This is a genomic window from Pseudomonas sp. TTU2014-080ASC (assembly GCF_001446935.1).
GTDB lineage: Bacteria > Pseudomonadota > Gammaproteobacteria > Pseudomonadales > Pseudomonadaceae > Aquipseudomonas.
In genome coordinates this window covers 322,781-339,660 of sequence record NZ_LKKK01000012.1, presented here as the reverse complement: position 1 = coordinate 339,660, position 16,880 = coordinate 322,781, and the positions used below count along the sequence as shown (strand labels likewise).

Here is a 16,880-nt window from a genome sequence, read left to right as displayed (position 1 = left end):
GCATAGTAGGGCTTTAAAAGGCGATTCCAACCCCTGTTCGGGTTTTTATCCGTTTAATTCGCGGCGCAGCCAGTCTGCGAGCAGTTGCGCACGCTTGTCCATTTGCCTGCCCGGCACCCACAACGCCAGATGGGCCGAGGCCGGGACAAAACCCCACGGTGCGATCAGCCGACCGGCGGCTAGGTCGTCTGCCACCAGTTGTTGTGGGGCAATTGCCACGCCCAGACCGGCGGCAGCCGCTTCGAGCAGGTAATACAAGTGCTCGAAACCTTGTCCGAGTTTGAGCGCCGAGGCATCCAGTCCATTGCTCGATGCCCAGCTCGGCCAAGCCTGCGGGCGGGAGATGGTGTGCAGCAGCGGCTCATTCAGCAAGGCTGCAGCAGGAGCCTGATGCAGGGCTTCATAACGGCTGAAGCGCGGACTTAAAACTGGGCCAATGCGTTCTGCGGCCAGTTCATACACCTGCATGTCCGCAGGCCAAGGCGGCTCGGCATACCAGAGTGTGGCGTTGATACCGCTGCGGCGTGGATTCAGTTCGCCCTCACTGGCCGACAGTTGTAGGCGCAGCTCGGGCAGTTCACGGTTGAGGCGGTCCAGTCGTGGGATAAACCAACGGGCGAGCAGGCTGCCAGGGCAAGCGAGGACGAAGGGTGCATCAGCGCGATCCTGCTGCAAGTCGAGGCAGGTGCTGCGCAGGCGGCTGAACATTTCACTGCTCACATCCCGCAAGCGAATCCCCTGATCTGTGAGTTTAAGGCCGCGACCTTCCTTGCTGAACAGGCTCAGGCCGAGGTGTTCCTCCAGCTGCCGAATTTGCCGGCTGATCGCGCCATGTGTGACGTGCAGTTCGTCCGCAGCACGGCTTACGCTGCCTAAACGGGCGGCTGATTCGAAGGCGCGCAGGGCGTTAAGCGGTGGAAGGTCCTGGCTCATGTGTGAGTTTTCCTAACAGATTGAGGCGATCTTATCGCTTTTGCCAAAGGCTGCGCAGCTTTATCCTTGCCGCCATTACTCGCGCTTTACCCGGCCGGGTCTGAATTCACAGGAGAATGTTCATGTCGTCCTTCCGCACCGGTCCTGATGCCAAAGGGCTGTTTGGCAGCTTCGGCGGCCAGTATGTCGCCGAAACCCTGATGCCGCTGATCCACGATCTGGCTGCTGAATACGAAAAGGCTAAGGCTGATCCTGAGTTCCTTAAAGAGCTGGCTTACTACCAGCGTGATTTCGTCGGCCGTCCGAGCCCGCTGTACCATGCTGAGCGTCTGAGTGAGCACTTTGGTGGGGCGAAGATTTACTTCAAGCGTGAAGAGCTGAACCACACCGGCGCGCACAAGATCAACAACTGCATTGGCCAGATTCTGTTGGCCAAACGCATGGGCAAAAAGCGCATCATCGCTGAGACCGGCGCGGGCATGCATGGTGTGGCCACTGCCACTGTGGCGGCACGTTTCGGTATGGATTGCGTGATCTTCATGGGCACCACTGACATTGACCGTCAGCAGGCCAACGTCTTCCGCATGAAGCTGCTGGGCGCCACCGTGATCCCGGTCGTAGCCGGTACCGGCACTCTGAAAGATGCGATGAACGAAGCCCTGCGTGACTGGGTGACCAACGTCCACAACACCTTCTACATGATCGGCACCGTGGCCGGTCCGCACCCGTATCCGCAAATGGTGCGCGACTTCCAGGCGGTAATTGGCCGCGAAACCCGCGCACAGATTCTGGAGCACGAAGGCCGTCTACCGGACAGTCTGGTGGCGTGCATTGGCGGTGGCTCCAACGCCATCGGCCTGTTCCACGAATTCCTCGATGATAAAGACGTGAAAATCGTCGGTGTTGAAGCTGCTGGTTACGGCATCGAAACCGGCAAGCATGCGGCCAGCCTGAATGGCGGTGAGCCGGGCGTGCTGCACGGCAACCGTACCTTCTTGCTGCAGGATGACGACGGCCAGATCATCGACGCTCACTCGATCTCGGCTGGTCTCGATTACCCCGGCATTGGCCCGGAACACGCCTGGTTGCATGACGTCGGCCGTGTTGAGTACACCTCCGTGACTGACGATGAAGCGCTGAAAGCCTTCCACACCTGCTGCCGTTACGAAGGCATCATCCCGGCGCTGGAAAGCTCCCACGCCTTGGCCGAAGCCTTCAAACGTGCGCCGACCCTGCCGAAGGATCACATCATGGTGATCAACCTGTCCGGCCGTGGCGACAAAGACATGCAAACCGTTATGCATCACCTGGATCTTGATCAGCAGGAGAACCACTAATGAGCCGCCTGCAGACCCGTTTTGCCGAGCTTAAGCAAGAAAACCGCGCCGCACTGGTGACCTTCATCACCGCCGGCGACCCGGATTACGCCACCTCGCTGGAAATCCTCAAAGGCCTGCCAGCGGCGGGTGCTGATGTGATCGAACTGGGCATGCCGTTCACCGACCCAATGGCTGACGGCCCGGCGATTCAGCTGGCCAACATCCGTGCGTTGGGCAATGGCCAGAATCTGGCGAAAACCCTGGAGATGGTCCGCGAATTCCGCAAGGGTGAGCAGAACACGCCGCTGGTGCTGATGGGCTACTTCAACCCGATTCACCACTATGGCGTTGATCGCTTTATTGCCGATGCTAAAGAGGCTGGTGTGGATGGCCTGATCGTGGTCGACCTGCCGCCGGAGCACAACGCTGATCTGTGCGACCCGGCTCAGGCTGCGGGCATCGACTTTATTCGCCTGACCACCCCGACCACCGACGACAAGCGTCTGCCGGTGGTGCTGGATGGCAGCTCGGGCTTCGTTTATTACGTGTCCGTTGCCGGTGTAACCGGTGCCGGTTCGGCGACGGTTGAGCATGTGCAGGAAGCGGTTGCACGCCTGCGCCGTCACACTGACTTGCCGCTGTGCATCGGCTTTGGCATCCGCACGCCGGAACACGCGGCGACCATCGCCCGACTGGCTGATGGTGTGGTGGTGGGCTCAGCGCTGATCGACCAGATCGCTACTGCTGCCGATAAACCACAAGCTGTACAGGGCGTGCTTAAGCTGTGCAGCGCACTGGCCGAGGGTGTTCGCACGGCTCGCTGAAGCCCGAAGTCCCATAGGGTTTGGCAATAGTATCTAGCACTCTGATACCAAAATATCAGGTGATTGCGCTATGATCGCCCGGCTGCAATAACGCAGCCGGGCTTTCTTTTGCCCGTATCCCGCTGGCTGAAGGGTGTTGTGGGGTTCTGGGGTATTTCTACAGGCTCCACTCGGCTGGCGCAACGGGTGCAATCTGGTGTCCTGATGGCTGTTGATAAGAATATGAACGAGGCGCTGGAAAAGCCTCGCAACACAGAGTTTGTATATCGTCATCTGGGTGCGGCGCTTATTGTAGCCGCTGTGGTTTTTTCAGCTAGCCTGTTTGGCATCCTGACCCGTCCCTTCGATTTCTTAGCCGCATTCTGGCCTGCGAACGCCATTCTGCTTGGGCTTATGGTGCGCTGTCCGAACATGGCCACGCCAACTGGCTGGCTTGCGGCGCTGGTGGGCTATCTGTCCGCCGATTTCCTGACCGGCGGCGGGCTGGAAATGACCTTGTGGATGACTGCCGCCAACATGAGCGGTGTCCTGACTGGTTGTTATTTGTTCAGCCGACTGGACCCGGCCGACCGCAAGCTGCTGCGGCCGCAGTCGGTGTTGTACATGTTCTCCATCTGCGTGGTGATGGCTGCCTGTAGCGGTGCTGTAGGTGGTGGGATTACCCCGGTGTATTTCGGCCACGAAGTGTCCACAGGGGTTCTGCTCTGGTTCTCCACTGAGCTGGTTAACAGTCTGGTGGTATTGCCGATCATGCTGACTGCACCGGTGTGGGCGCTGGCGGCGCTGAATCCGGCGCGTTCAATCCGCCGTTGGACAGTGGAATGGCGGCGTGGCTTGCCGATTGTTGCGTTGATTCTGTCGCTGGCTGCCAGCTTTAGCATCGGTGGGCCAGGGGCGATTGCCTTTCCGGTCCCTGCGTTGTTGTGGTGTGCGCTGAGCTACAGTCTGTTCAGCACGGTATTGCTGACCGGTGCTGTTAGCACCGTCTACCTGATTGCGGTGGCCTTCAGTCTGGATGCTACGAATACTGGCACTGATATCGCCTCGACGGTTTCCATCCGCTTGGGCGTGACCTTCCTGGTGCTTGGCCCGATCATGGTGGCTTCGATCAACAGTGCCCGCGAAGAGCTGCTGCGTACGCTGGACCACGCGGCTAATCACGATGCGCTGACTGGTTGCCTGCTGCGTACGCCGTTTATGGCGCGCAGTGAGGTGCGCATCGCCCAGCAAAAGCAGCGCGGAATGAGTGTTGCGATGCTGATGCTAGATATCGATCACTTCAAAAGCATTAATGACCGCTACGGCCATCCGATGGGTGACCAGGCGCTGATGGCGTTTGCGGCAGCGATCAAACCGCTGCTGCGCAAGCGCGACCTGCTTGGACGTTTGGGCGGCGAAGAGTTTGCGGTGCTGATGTCCGGTGTTACCTACGAAGAGACGATGTCCATCGCCCAGCGCCTCTGCGATGAGGTACAGAAGCAGCTGATTACCCTGGAGGTGGGCGATACCATTTCCATCACCGTAAGTATCGGCGTGTGTTGGCAGCCTAAGGCGAGCATGACGCTGCGGCAAATGCTGATCAGTTCGGATCAGGCGCTGTATCAGGCCAAATCGACCGGGCGTAACAAAGTGGTCAGCCTTTAGGCTGGCCAGACTTGCGGCGGACGTACAGGCTGGCGTCCAATACGGCGTCCATCATTTTCGGGTTGATTCATGTCGCGCACTCCCACTGTCCGCAAGCCACGAGCCAGCAGCCAGACCCGCATCGCCGGGATTCTTGGGGCGGCCCGCGAGCTGCTCACTGAACAGGGCGTTGCGGCGCTGTCGATCTACAGCGTTGCGGAGCGCGCGGGGATTCCGCCGTCTTCGGTTTATCACTTCTTTGCCAGTGTGCCGCTGCTGCTTGAAGCATTAGTTGCAGACATCCACAGCGCTTTTCGAGCGTGCTTGTTGGAGCCGGTGTCGCATGACACCCTGAATAATTGGCGTGATCTGTCGCGGATCGTAGAGCAGCGGATGTTGGCCATTTACGCCAAGGATGCCGCTGCACGTCAGTTGATTTTGGCTCAGCATGGATTAGCCGAGATCAATCAGGCAGACCGTCAGCATGATCTGGAGTTGGGGCAACTGATGCAGGCGTTATTCGAGCGTCACTTCCCGCTGCCGCAATTGCCGGAAGATGTGGACGTGTTTGCGTTGGCGATGGAGTTGGGCGATCGGGTTTACGCCCGCTCTGTGCAGCTGCATGACGAAGTCACGCCGCGCATGGCCGAGGAAGGTATGCGCGTGTTCGATGCCTACCTGAGCTTGTACCTGCCGCCACACCTGCCCAAGCGTCCCTCGCCTTTGGTGTAAGCACGAATGGGGTGATGAGCCCGTGCCTGCAAACAGTCCGTAGCTTGGATTAGCCGTGGGCGTTATCCGGGGTGTCAGCGCTACCGCTGGTGGATGAAAACAGCGTCACCCACCCTACGTATCTACAAGATGGCCGCGTCCTGTAGGGTGCTGTAAGTCTGCGCAGCAGATTACCCACCGATGAGTGTTACAGCGGCTTTTCAAACACCTGCGAATTACGCTGGAAGTTGTACAGCGATGCCCGCGCTGCTGGCAGGCGATCAACGCTGCTGGGCTCGAAGCCGCGCTCACGGAACCAGTGCGCAGTGCGGGTGGTGAGCACAAACAGCTTTTTCAGGCCCATGGCCCGCGCCCGCTGTTCGATGCGCTCCAGCAGTTGATCTCCGCGCCCGCCGTGACGGTAGGCCGGGTTCACAGCCAGGCAGGCCAGCTCGCCGCTGTCTGAGTCGGCAATTGGGTACAGCGCCGCACAGGAAATGATCAGCCCTTCGCGTTCGACAATGGTGAACTGCTCAATCTCGCGCTCCAGCACTTCCCGCGAACGACGCACCAAGATGCCCTGATCCTCCAACGGAGTGATCAGCTCAATCAGGCCGCCGACATCTTCAATGGTAGCCTCGCGCACGGACTCAAACTGCTCCTGCGCCACCAGCGTGCCGTTACCGGTACGGGTGAACAGTTCACTGAGCATGGCACCATCTTCAATGTAGCTGACGATGTGACTGCGGCGCACGCCGCCCTTGCAGGCTTCGGCGGCAGCGTCCAGCAGCTCGCCCTGGTAACTGTCGCCCAAGCGCTTGAGATGGGCGGGTACCTGTTGCGGGCGCAGCTCCCGTACCAGTTTGCCACTTTCGTCGAGCAGGCCGGACTCTTCGCCAAACAGAATCAGCTTTTCGGCTTTGAGCTCAATCGCCGCGCGGGTGGCAACGTCTTCACAGGCCAGGTTGAAGATTTCCCCGGTCGGTGAGTAGCCGAGCGGCGACAGCAGCACGATGCTGCGCTCATCCAGCTGACGGTTAATGCCTTTGCGGTCGATCCGGCGGACTTCGCCGGTGTGGTGAAAGTCGATGCCGTCCAGCACGCCAATCGGCCGTGCCGTCACAAAGTTGCCGCTGGTGATGCGCAGGCGTGAGCCTTGCATCGGCGAGCGCGCCATGTCCATCGATAAGCGTGCTTCGATGGCGATACGCAGGTGCCCGACCGCTTCGATCACACACTCCAGCGTCGGTGCATCGGTGATGCGCAGGTTGTTGTGGTAGTGCGGTGTGAGGCCTTTATTGTTCAGGCGCGATTCGATTTGCGGGCGTGAGCCATGCACAAGCACCAGACGTACGCCGAGACTGTGCAGCAGGACAATGTCGTGAACGATATTGCCGAAATTCGGATGAGCTACCCCTTCGCCAGGCAGCATGACCACAAAGGTGCAGTCCCGGTGAGAGTTGATGTAAGGGGAGGCATTACGTAGCCAATTGACGTGATCTTGCATGATTTGAACCTGTATCGGGGATAAACGCGAAGGTGATGGCGCAGCAGCGCCGGGCGGCAGCCAGGGCGGGAGTTATCGTCGCAGTTGGGGCAGCTTCACGCGTTTATTCCTCGGTTGGTCAGGTTTCAGGCCGGTTGCAGGCAATAGTGGCCGATCAATTGTTGCAGTAGACGCACAGTAGGCTGCAAGCGTGACATTTCCAAGTATTCACCGGGTTGGTGGGCGCAGTCGATATCGCCAGGGCCCAGGACCAGGGTTTCGCAGCCAAGTTGTTGAAGATAAGGCGCTTCGGTGCCGAATGCTACTGCCGTTGCAGTATGGCCGGTGAGTTGTTCGGCGAGGCGTACCAATTCGGCATCGGCAGTCTGTTCAAACGGCGGCACGCTGGGGAACAGTGGTGCGAAGTCGATCTTCACCTGATGTTGTTCGGCCAGCGGTTGCAGCTTCTGGCGGATAGCCGCACGCAACTGCTCCGGCTGCATGCCCGGCAGAGGGCGCAGGTCGAACTCAAGTGAACACTGCCCGCAGATGCGGTTGGGGTTATCCCCACCATGGATGCAGCCGAAGTTCAGGGTCGGCTGCGGCACGCTGAATTGCGGGTTGTTGTACTTCTGCTGCCACTCGCCGCGCAGGTTGCGCAACTCCAACATCACGTCCTGCATGGCTTCCAGCGCGCTGTGGCCCAGTGCCGGGTTGGACGAGTGGCCGCTCTGGCCGAGGATGTCGATGCGCTCCATCATTACGCCTTTGTGCAGGCGGATGGGCTTCAGTCCGGTCGGTTCGCCGATCACTGCTGCTCGGCCAAGCGGTCGTCCGGCATCGGCCAGTGCTCGGGCACCAGACATGGAGCTTTCTTCATCGCAGGTGGCCAGAATCAGCAGCGGCTGTTTGAACGGCTGATCCAGCAGCGGCTTTACTGCCTCAATGATCAGAGCGAAAAAGCCTTTCATGTCGCAACTGCCCAGTCCGACCCAGCGGCCATCAACCTCAGTGAGCTTTAGCGGATCGGTCTGCCACAGCGCAGCATCAAATGGCACCGTGTCACTGTGCCCGGCCAGAACCAATCCGCCGGGGCCGGAGCCGTAGGTGGCGAGCAGGTTGTATTTGCCAGGAGTTACTTGCCGGATCTCGCAGGCAAAGCCAAGGTCGGCGAGCCAGGTGCTGAGCAATTCGATGACGGTGAGGTTGGACTGATCCCAATTGGGTTGAGTACAGCTCACTGACGGTGCAGCAATGAGTGCGGCGAATTGATCTTTGAAAGAGGGTAGAGGCATGAACCGGTCTCCGCGTGCGAAGGACCATCATAGGGCCTTCGCAGCGACAGGGGAAACCGTTCGGCACGCCAGCAGAGCCAGCGTGCCGGGCAGCATCAGAGGAAGATGCCGCTGAGGATGGTGAAGAAGATGATCGACAGCACGGCACCAACTGGCAGGGTCACAACCCAAGACAGGAAGATTTTACCGATCATGCCCAAGTTCAGTGCGCCGATACCACGTGCCAAGCCTACGCCGAGAATGGCGCCGACCAGCGTATGGGTGGTGGAAACCGGCAGGCCCAGGCCCGAAGCGCTGACCACGGTGGTGGCAGCGGCCAGCTCCGCGGCGAAGCCGCGGCTTGGGGTCAGTTCGGTAATTTCCTTACCAATGGTGGCAATCACCTTATAGCCATAAGTGGCCAGGCCCACCACGATACCGATCGCGCCCAACAGCAGCACCCAGCCCGGTACGGTGGCTTTGGCACCGATTGCCACATCACCGCCGGAGAGCAGCACTTCAACAATTGCTGCCAGCGGGCCGACGGCATTGGCTACGTCGTTTGAGCCGTGGGCAAAGGCCATGGAGCAGGCGGTGAAGATCATCAGGATAGCGAACACCTTCTCCACACTGGAGAAGTGGAAGTTTTTGTCTGCCTCTTCATCCACCTTGACGCGTTTGAGTAGGGCTATACCAATCAGCATCACCACTGCACCAATACCCAGCGACAGCAGGAAACCCTGGCCTGCGGTTAGGTTCAGGCCAACATGCTTCAGGCCTTTGGTCATAGTCATCAGGGAGATGACGAAGCCGGTGATAAACATGTACATCGGGACATAACGCTTGGCGTTCTGGAACGGGTTGTCGGTGTCGATGATCAGCTTCTGCACGCTGGTAAACAGAATGAAGGAGATGATCCCAGCCAGCACCGGTGTAACCACCCAGCTCGCCACGATCGGGCCGACGCCACCCCAGTGCACAGCGTCAAATGAGATTCCTACCGCAGCGAAGCCAATGACCGCACCCACGATTGTGTGTGTGGTGGAAACCGGCCAGCCTCGTGTTGAGGCAATCAGCAGCCAGCTGCCCGCGGCCAGCAGTGCTGACATCATGCCCAGCACCATCAACTCAGGGCTGATCAGTGAGGCATCAACGATGCCACTCTTGATGGTTTCGGTGACTTCACCACCGGCCAGATAGGCCCCGCAGAACTCGAAAACCATGGCGATCAGAATCGCCTGTTTGATGGTCAGGGCCTTAGAGCCGACCGACGTTCCCATGGCATTGGCCACATCGTTGGCACCCACGCCCCAAGCCATGAAGAAGCCGAATAAACAGGCAAGCAGCAGCAATACGAGGCCGTAGTCCGCGATAAAAGACATAGCTAGTTAATCTCTGAATTCCAAAAAGGAGACTGGCGCTTAACGCGCCAACAGTTGTTCCAGTCGGTTGCCGACACGCTCGGCGCGGTCGGCTACGTCGCCGATCCACTCGATGATCTTGTAGAGGAACATCACGTCGACCGGAGGAAGATCCTTCTCCAGTTTGAACAGGGCACGGCGCACTTCGATTTGCATCGCGTCGGTGTCACGTTCGATTTGCTCGAGCTCCATGACCATTGACTCAACCAGGGCAGCTTCACGCCCGCCAAAGCCGGTTTCGAGCAGCTCATCCAGCTCGTTCATGGCTTTCAGGGCCTGGGCACTGGCATCTACACTGCGCTGTACAAAGGCGCGCATCAGCGGTTGCAGCGGTTGTGGGATGGCCATCTCGCGGCCAAGCATAAGGCCAGCGATGTCCTTGGCGCGGTTGGCGACTTTGTCCTGTACACTCAGCAGTTCGAGCAGGTCCGAGCGCGGTACAGGCAGGAAAAGGCTTTTAGGCAGATTAATCCGCACGCTCTTCTTGAGCTTGTCGGCTTCGTGCTCCAGCGCAGACATGAACTGCTGGATTTCTTCCACTTTTGCCCAGTCCTGAGCCATTACGGCTTCGAAAAAAGGCACCAGATTGGCTGCGCACTCGTGAGCCTTGGCAAAATGTTTTTGCATTGGCCCAATCGGCGAGCGCCCAAACAGGCTGGCAAATGGATTGGCAGGCATAGGTTATGTCCAGGGGGTTGAAAGGCTTTAATTATACGAGCCACCCCTCAGCCTCGCCACCGCGTGTAATTAACCTGACACAATTTCGTAAAAGGCGTTGATCCTGATCATCATGAACAAAGAAACCGAAATCAAACTGCGTGCCAGCCGTGAAACCCTGGCAGCGCTACGCGAGCATCCGCTGCTGAAGAAGCGCAACAAGAGTGGCTGGCAGCGTTGCGAGTTGTTTAATCAGTATTTCGATACGCCGGCCCGTGATCTGTCCCAGGCCAAGGTGGCGTTGCGTCTGCGTCGTGATGGTGAGCAGGTGATCCAGACCCTGAAAAGTCGGGGGCAGAGCGTGGCCGGACTGTCCGAGCGCAATGAGTGGGACTGGTACCTGAGCAAGGCCAAGCTGGATTTGAAAAAGCTGGATGACAGCTGCTGGCCTGCATCTCTGGTTGATCTGGATAAGAAGCAGTTGATGCCGATATTTACCACTGATTTTGTTCGCGAGAAGGCCGAAATCGCCTGGGGCCGGGGCAAGTCGAAGGTGGTGATTGAGGCTGCGCTGGATCTGGGGAAGGTGATTGCAGGGGAAGGTGAGGAAGAAATCTGCGAGTTGGAGCTGGAGTTGCGTGAAGGCGATCCGGCTGCACTGCTGGAACTGGCCGCTGAGCTGGCGGCTGACTTGCCCTTGATGCCATGCGATATCAGCAAGGCTGAGCGCGGCTATCGACTGTTCGACTCCGCCAGTTACAGCCTGAACCTGCCATTACCGCAACTGAGTGCTGAGACCACGTTGGACGACAGCGTGCAGGCGCTGGGCTGGCACTTGCTGGGCAGCAGTCAGCGGCTGGCCGAGCAGTATCGTTTTAATGGTCACTGGCGCTTGCTGGTGGAGTGGGTTGAGCGCCTGTCCGAGCTGCGGGCACTGCTCGGCAGCTTGGGCCAGGCGGCACCGCGAGCCAGCTCCCATGATCTGAGGGAGATGCTTGATGCGTTGTTGCAGGATTGGCGCCCACGGGTTTGCGCCGGTCAGCAGGATGAGCAGGTGCGTCAGCAGGCGCCTGAGCTGTTTGCCGCTGAATTGCAGGCGGTGCGCTGGGGAGTGTTGTCTCTGACCGCTTCGCGTTGGTTCTTGGGGCGCGCCTGGACTCAACAGCGCAATGCCCGTGGTGAGCGTCAAGGCGTTGCGGCGCTGGGAAGCTGGCTGGCCACGTTGATTGCTGAGGAAGGCGCCGCACTACAGGTGCGTCGCTATCAGCAGCAGCCTGAGGACCTGGCCGAACAGCTGCCGCGTATTGGTCGATTACTGGTTTGGCTGCGTCTGGCTCGTAACGTGTTGGATGTGCTTGAGGTTGATCGCCTGTACGGAGAGATGGGCAAGCTGGAGGCGTTGGCTCAGCAGGCAATTGCTGACGAAGTGCTGGAAGCGCGCATGACTCAGCTGCAGATCATCGGGTCGTTGAAGGCCTGGCGCGAGCTGGTTAAGTAAGTACGCTGTTAACAAAAAACGCCGCCAGGGGAGGATTCCGCTGGCGGCGTTTTTGTTTGTTTACCGGGCTCAGATGTCAGTGCGGAACTGCGACCAGACTTGGTCACGGACGCTCTGATGTTTCTGTGGCAGGGTTTCCAGGGTGTACAGGCGGCGCTTGGTTTCCCGGCTCGGATAGAGGTCTGGTAGGTTGCGCAGGGACTCGTCAAGGTGCTCGCGGACGTGGGCGTTACCGCTCGGATACAGGGTTTCGGCGGTAGTCTTGGCGGCGACCTTAGGATCCATCAGGTAGTTGATGAAGGTGTGGGCAAGGTCAGGACGGGCCGATTGGGCAGGAATCACCATGTTGTCGATAAACAGCACGGAGCCTTCCTGAGGAATCACGAATCGCACGGGCTGGCCTGATTGTGCGGCCACCAGCGCATCACCGACCCAAGACACGGCCACACACAGGTTGCCTTCGTTAAGGTCATCGATATAGCGCTCGCTGTCTACGTAGCGCACATTCGGGCGGATGGCTTCGAGCAGACGTGCGCTGCGCTCGATGCGGCTGCGGCCGCTGCGGGCGAGGTTGTAGCCCTGGTAGTTGAGCAGCACGGTGAGTACTTCGTCCGGCGCGTCCAGTACGCTGACACCGCAACCGGCCAGGCGGGCGTTCTGTTCAGGGTCAAAGAGCACGCTCCAGCTTTCTGGTAGTGGCCCACCGTACGCCGCTTCAGCTTTCGGGACGTTGATCGCAAGGCCCATTGCGCCCCATTGATAAGGCATGGCGTGCTGGTTGTTGGGGTCCAGGGCAATGAGGTTGCTCAGCAGCTGCTTGTCGATATGGGTGCGGTTGGGCAGCAGGGTCTGGTCGAGCGGTTGGATCAGCTTCTTTTCGATCAGCATCGGCAGTGAGTTGTGCTGCGCGACAGCTACGTCGTAAGGCTCGCCGTTGTTCAGGGCTGCTTCCAGTTCTTCGGCGGTGCTGAAGGTCTGGTAGTCAACCTTGATTCCGGTCTGGGCGGTGAAATCGGTGAGTACTTGTGGGGCGATATAGTCGTTCCAGTTGTAAACGCGGATTACCTCTTCAGCACAACTCAGCAGCGGTGTCATAGCGAACAGCAGCGGGACAGCGAGGCGAAGCATCGGGTTCTCCTTAGGAGCGATTCAGGGGAATGTGACAGATTACGTTCTCATACCTTCCGGTTTCATGACATGAAGCAGATTTCCATAAGAAAACGCCGGTTTATTAAACCGGCGTCGGGATCATGTCAGACAGTATGCAAGTACCAGTTGTACTCCAGATCGGAGATGGTTGTCTCGAACTCTTGCAGTTCAGCCTCTTTGCAGGCGACAAAAATGTCGATGTATTTGGGGCTGATGTATTTGTTCAGGACTTCGCTGTCATCCAGCTCACGCAGGGCGTCGCGCAAGTTGTTCGGCAGGCTGGGCTCAAGTTGCTCGTAGGAGTTGCCTTCAATTGGCTCGCCTGGATCAATCTTGTTAGTCAGACCGTGGTGAATGCCCGCCAGAATCGACGCCAGCATCAGGTATGGGTTGGCGTCAGCGCCCGCTACCCTGTGCTCAATGCGGATGGAATCCGGGCTGCCGGTTGGTACGCGTACAGCAACCGTACGGTTATCCAGTGCCCAGCTCGGTGCGTTAGGCACGTAGAACTGTGCGCCAAAGCGGCGGTACGAGTTTACGTTCGGGCAGAGGAATGCCATAGATGCAGAGAGCGTGTCGAGGATGCCGCCGACTGCATGGCGCAGTGGTTCGCTCTGCAGCGGATCTTCAGAAGCAAAGATGTTCTTGCCGGTCTTTTTATCGAGCAGCGAGATATGCACATGCAGACCATTACCGGCTTGACCCGGGTAGGGCTTGGCCATAAAGGTCGAGTCCATCTCGTGGTCGTAGGCAATGTTCTTGATCAGACGCTTGAGCAGCAGGGCGTAATCGCACGCTTTGATCGCGTCTTCAACGTGGTGCAGGTTCACTTCAAACTGCGCAGGGGCACTTTCCTTGACGATGGCGTCTGCCGGAATGCCTTGTTCCTTAGCGGCTTCGAGCATGTCCTGCAGGCAGTCGACGTATTCGTCGAGATCGTCGATCAGGTAAACCTGAGTTGAGTGCGGGCGCTTGCCGGAGATCGGTGAGCGTGGAGGCTGTGGACGGCCATTCACGTTCTCCTGGTCAATCAGGTAGAACTCCAGTTCAAACGCTGCACAAATGCGCAGGCCAAGTTCGTCGAATTTCTCTACAACCTGACGCAATACCTCACGTGGATCGGCGAAGAACGGGGTGCCGTCCAGTTCGTGCATGGTCATCAGCAGTTGTGCGGTAGGGCGTTTCTGCCATGGCTCATTGCACAGGGTATTGGGAATAGGGAAACAGATACGGTCGGCATCACCGATGTCCAGGCCGAGGCCGGTGCTTTCTACAGTTGAGCCGTTAATGTCGAGGGCGAAGAGTGACGCCGGAAGGTTGATGCCTTTTTCGTACACTTTGTGCAGGGCATTTCGATCAATGCGTTTGCCTCGCACCACCCCATTCATATCTGCAATAAGAAGGTCGACGAACTGGACCTCAGGATGTTCCTTAAGGAACGCGTTCGCTTCGTTAAGCTGAACGGCACGCGGGGGTACCGACATGATGCAACACCTTTTTTGTTAAATATATCAATCATGCAATCGCACGGGGTTGAGTCAATCGTAAACGCAATATGCTGTCAAGTAAGGCTATTTTTGCCCTGTTATGGGGCGTGGTGGCCGGTTTTGGGGCGGAGAAGGGCCGTCAAATAGCTGTCTGTGTTGAGTTTGCCGGGGGGTTAACCGGGGTGTGTTCAGATTTTTATGTGACTATTGTGTAAAAAAATGAACAAGGCTAAGCTCGGGTCAAACCCATAACAGCTATAAAACGGGTGTCCCATGTCACGTCAGCCGATTATCGGCGTCAGTGCTTGTACCAAGTTGATTGGTCACAATGTTTATCACACCGCAGGTGACAAATATCTGCAGGCGGTGCTGCACGCAGCAGGTGCAATGCCTCTGATCATTCCCGCACTGGGCGATCAGATCGATTTGGCCTACTTGCTTGAACAGCTCGACGGGCTGGTTTTCCCCGGCTCCCCTTCTAATGTTGAGCCATACCATTATGCCGGTGAGCCAAGCGATCCGGGCACTCATCACGACCCCGCACGCGACAGCACCACGCTGCCGCTGATCAGAGCAGCAGTCGACGCAGGGATTCCCGTACTGGGCATCTGTCGTGGCTTTCAGGAAATGAACGTGGCCTTCGGCGGCTCGCTGCATCAAAAGGTGCACGAGGTCGATGGCTATATGGATCACCGTGAGCCGGAAAACCTGCCGGCCGAAGAACAATACGGCCTGCGCCACGCGCTGCATATTCAGCCCGGTGGCGTGTTGGCTGGACTGGGTTTACCGGACGAAATCCAGATCAACTCCATTCATGGCCAGGGCGTTCAGCGTCTGGCGCCGGGCCTTCGCGTAGAAGCTTTGGCGCCTGACGGGTTGATCGAAGCATTCTCGATAGAAAGTGCTAAAACCTTTGCAGTAGGGGTGCAATGGCACCCCGAGTGGCAGGTACGATCTAACCCGAATTATCTCGCCATCTTCCAGGCCTTTGGTGAGGCTTGCAGGAAGAGGGCGGGGCAACGCTGAACCGGCGACAGGTGCCGGTTCTCACCAACCCTGAGGTCTCTATGAGTACCAAATTAGACCAGCTTTCGAGCTGGCTGAAAGAACGCAAAATCACCGAAGTTGAATGTCTGATCAGCGACCTTACCGGCATTGCCCGCGGTAAGATTTCGCCGACCAATAAGTTCCTCGACGAAAAAGGCATGCGCCTGCCCGAAAGTGTGCTGCTGCAGACTGTAACGGGCGACTATGTCGACGACGATATCTACTATGAGCTGCTCGACGAGGCTGACATTGATATGTTCTGCCGCCCCGACGAGAACGCTGTCTTCCTGGTGCCGTGGGCTATCGAGCCGACTGCGATGGTGATTCACGACACCTTTGATAAGCAGGGCCGGCCTATTGAGCTGTCTCCCCGCAACATCCTTAAGAACGTCCTTAAGCTGTACGCCGATAAAGGCTGGAAGCCAATCGTTGCGCCGGAAATGGAGTTTTACCTGACCAAGCGCAACAGTGACCCGGACTTCCCGCTGGTGGCGCCGGTTGGCCGCTCCGGCCGCCCGGAAACCGGTCGTCAATCGTTCTCTATTGATGCGGCTAACGAATTCGACCCACTATTCGAAGACATGTACGACTGGTGTGAGATGCAGGGCTTGGATCTGGATACCCTGATCCACGAGGAAGGCCCGGCGCAGATGGAAATCAACTTCCGTCACGGCGATGCCCTGCACCTGGCTGACCAGATCCTGGTGTTCAAACGCACCATGCGTGAAGCCGCCCTGAAGCATGACGTCGCGGCGACCTTTATGGCCAAGCCGATCACCGATCAGCCAGGCAGCGCCATGCACATCCACCAGAGTGTGGTGGACATCAAAACCGGTAAGAACCTGTTCTCCAATCCGGACGGCACCATGAGTGAGCTGTTTATGCAGCACATTGGTGGTTTGCAGAAGTACATCCCTGAGCTGCTGCCGCTGTTTGCCCCGAACGTCAACTCGTTCCGCCGCTTCCTGCCAGACACTTCCGCTCCGGTTAACGTCGAGTGGGGTGAGGAAAACCGCACTGTAGGATTGCGCGTGCCTGAAGCCACGCCGCAAAACCGCCGTGTGGAGAACCGCCTCGCCGGTGCTGATGCCAACCCGTATCTGGTGCTCGCAGCCAGCCTGCTGTGCGGCTACATGGGCATGGTCGGTGATGTGAAACCGAGCGCACCAGTTAAAGGTCGTGGTTATGAGCGCCGCAACCTGCGCCTGCCAGTCACTATCGAAAGTGCGCTGGAGCGTATGGAAGCCTGTAAGGATGCCGAGAAATATCTGGGCGAGAAGTTCATCCGTGGCTACGTGGCGGTTAAACGCGCCGAGCACGAGAACTACAACCGGGTGATCAGCTCCTGGGAGCGTGAGTTCCTGCTGCTGTCTGTATAAGCCCCAAAGGCTGGCGCGGTTACTGCGCGCCAGCCCTCATCATCAGGCCGCTGTATGACCTGTTTGGAAAGG

14 protein-coding genes are annotated in these 16,880 nt (G+C 58.3%); 7 read left to right on the top strand and 7 right to left on the bottom strand.

What is annotated here, in order from left to right:
- Positions 1–45: 45 nt before the first annotated feature.
- Positions 46–933: a LysR family transcriptional regulator gene (locus tag AO726_RS16305; RefSeq protein WP_058069152.1), complete on the bottom strand. Its 888-nt coding sequence runs from the start codon at positions 931–933 to the stop codon at positions 46–48.
- A gap of 122 nt (positions 934–1,055) precedes the next feature.
- On the opposite strand from AO726_RS16305, the gene trpB reads away from it, so the two are divergent.
- From trpB to AO726_RS16285, 4 genes are all read left to right on the top strand, one after another.
- Positions 1,056–2,270, top strand: a complete 1,215-nt coding sequence (trpB, locus tag AO726_RS16300) for a tryptophan synthase subunit beta (protein WP_162491587.1) — start codon at positions 1,056–1,058, stop codon at positions 2,268–2,270.
- Complete coding sequence (gene trpA / locus AO726_RS16295) at positions 2,270–3,076, top strand: tryptophan synthase subunit alpha (protein WP_058069150.1); 807 nt, start codon at positions 2,270–2,272, stop codon at positions 3,074–3,076. The genes trpB and trpA overlap by 1 nt, the downstream gene beginning before the upstream one ends.
- A gap of 204 nt (positions 3,077–3,280) precedes the next feature.
- Positions 3,281–4,720, top strand: a complete 1,440-nt coding sequence (locus AO726_RS16290; protein WP_082629163.1) for a GGDEF domain-containing protein — start codon at positions 3,281–3,283, stop codon at positions 4,718–4,720.
- A 69-nt stretch (positions 4,721–4,789) separates the two neighbouring features.
- Positions 4,790–5,431 carry a TetR/AcrR family transcriptional regulator gene (locus AO726_RS16285; protein ID WP_058069149.1) on the top strand — a complete coding sequence of 214 codons (642 nt, stop codon included), beginning with the start codon at positions 4,790–4,792 and terminating at the stop codon, positions 5,429–5,431.
- A 187-nt stretch (positions 5,432–5,618) separates the two neighbouring features.
- On the opposite strand, the gene argA is transcribed toward AO726_RS16285, so the two are convergent.
- From argA to AO726_RS16265, 4 genes are all read right to left on the bottom strand, one after another.
- The gene (argA, locus tag AO726_RS16280; RefSeq protein WP_058069148.1) at positions 5,619–6,917 is read right to left on the bottom strand and encodes an amino-acid N-acetyltransferase; all 1,299 of its coding nucleotides are present in this window, start codon (positions 6,915–6,917) and stop codon (positions 5,619–5,621) included.
- A gap of 125 nt (positions 6,918–7,042) precedes the next feature.
- Positions 7,043–8,191: an acetylornithine deacetylase gene (gene argE, locus AO726_RS16275; RefSeq protein ID WP_058069147.1), complete on the bottom strand. Its 1,149-nt coding sequence runs from the start codon at positions 8,189–8,191 to the stop codon at positions 7,043–7,045.
- Positions 8,192–8,286: 95 nt separating this feature from the next.
- A complete protein-coding gene (locus AO726_RS16270) occupies positions 8,287–9,552 on the bottom strand; it encodes an inorganic phosphate transporter (protein WP_058069146.1) in 1,266 nt (421 codons plus the stop codon).
- Positions 9,553–9,591: 39 nt separating this feature from the next.
- Positions 9,592–10,269, bottom strand: coding sequence for a TIGR00153 family protein (locus AO726_RS16265; RefSeq protein ID WP_058069145.1), 678 nt, complete (start codon positions 10,267–10,269; stop codon positions 9,592–9,594).
- A gap of 112 nt (positions 10,270–10,381) precedes the next feature.
- On the opposite strand from AO726_RS16265, the gene AO726_RS16260 reads away from it, so the two are divergent.
- A complete protein-coding gene (locus AO726_RS16260) occupies positions 10,382–11,746 on the top strand; it encodes a CYTH domain-containing protein (protein ID WP_058069216.1) in 1,365 nt (454 codons plus the stop codon).
- Between the two features lie 69 nt (positions 11,747–11,815).
- Here the strand turns inward: AO726_RS16260 and AO726_RS16255 are convergent, their stop codons facing one another.
- Together AO726_RS16255 and AO726_RS16250 are read right to left on the bottom strand one after the other, a co-directional pair.
- Positions 11,816–12,874 carry an extracellular solute-binding protein gene (locus tag AO726_RS16255; protein ID WP_058069144.1) on the bottom strand — a complete coding sequence of 353 codons (1,059 nt, stop codon included), beginning with the start codon at positions 12,872–12,874 and terminating at the stop codon, positions 11,816–11,818.
- 125 nt (positions 12,875–12,999) lie between these two features.
- Positions 13,000–14,379: a glutamine synthetase family protein gene (locus AO726_RS16250; RefSeq protein WP_058069143.1), complete on the bottom strand. Its 1,380-nt coding sequence runs from the start codon at positions 14,377–14,379 to the stop codon at positions 13,000–13,002.
- A gap of 276 nt (positions 14,380–14,655) precedes the next feature.
- Here AO726_RS16250 and AO726_RS16245 point away from each other — a divergent pair, with 276 nt between their 5' ends.
- Positions 14,656–15,408 carry a gamma-glutamyl-gamma-aminobutyrate hydrolase family protein gene (locus AO726_RS16245; RefSeq protein ID WP_058069142.1) on the top strand — a complete coding sequence of 251 codons (753 nt, stop codon included), beginning with the start codon at positions 14,656–14,658 and terminating at the stop codon, positions 15,406–15,408.
- A 41-nt stretch (positions 15,409–15,449) separates the two neighbouring features.
- Complete coding sequence (locus AO726_RS16240) at positions 15,450–16,808, top strand: glutamine synthetase family protein (protein ID WP_058069141.1); 1,359 nt, start codon at positions 15,450–15,452, stop codon at positions 16,806–16,808.
- Positions 16,809–16,880: the final 72 nt, after the last annotated feature.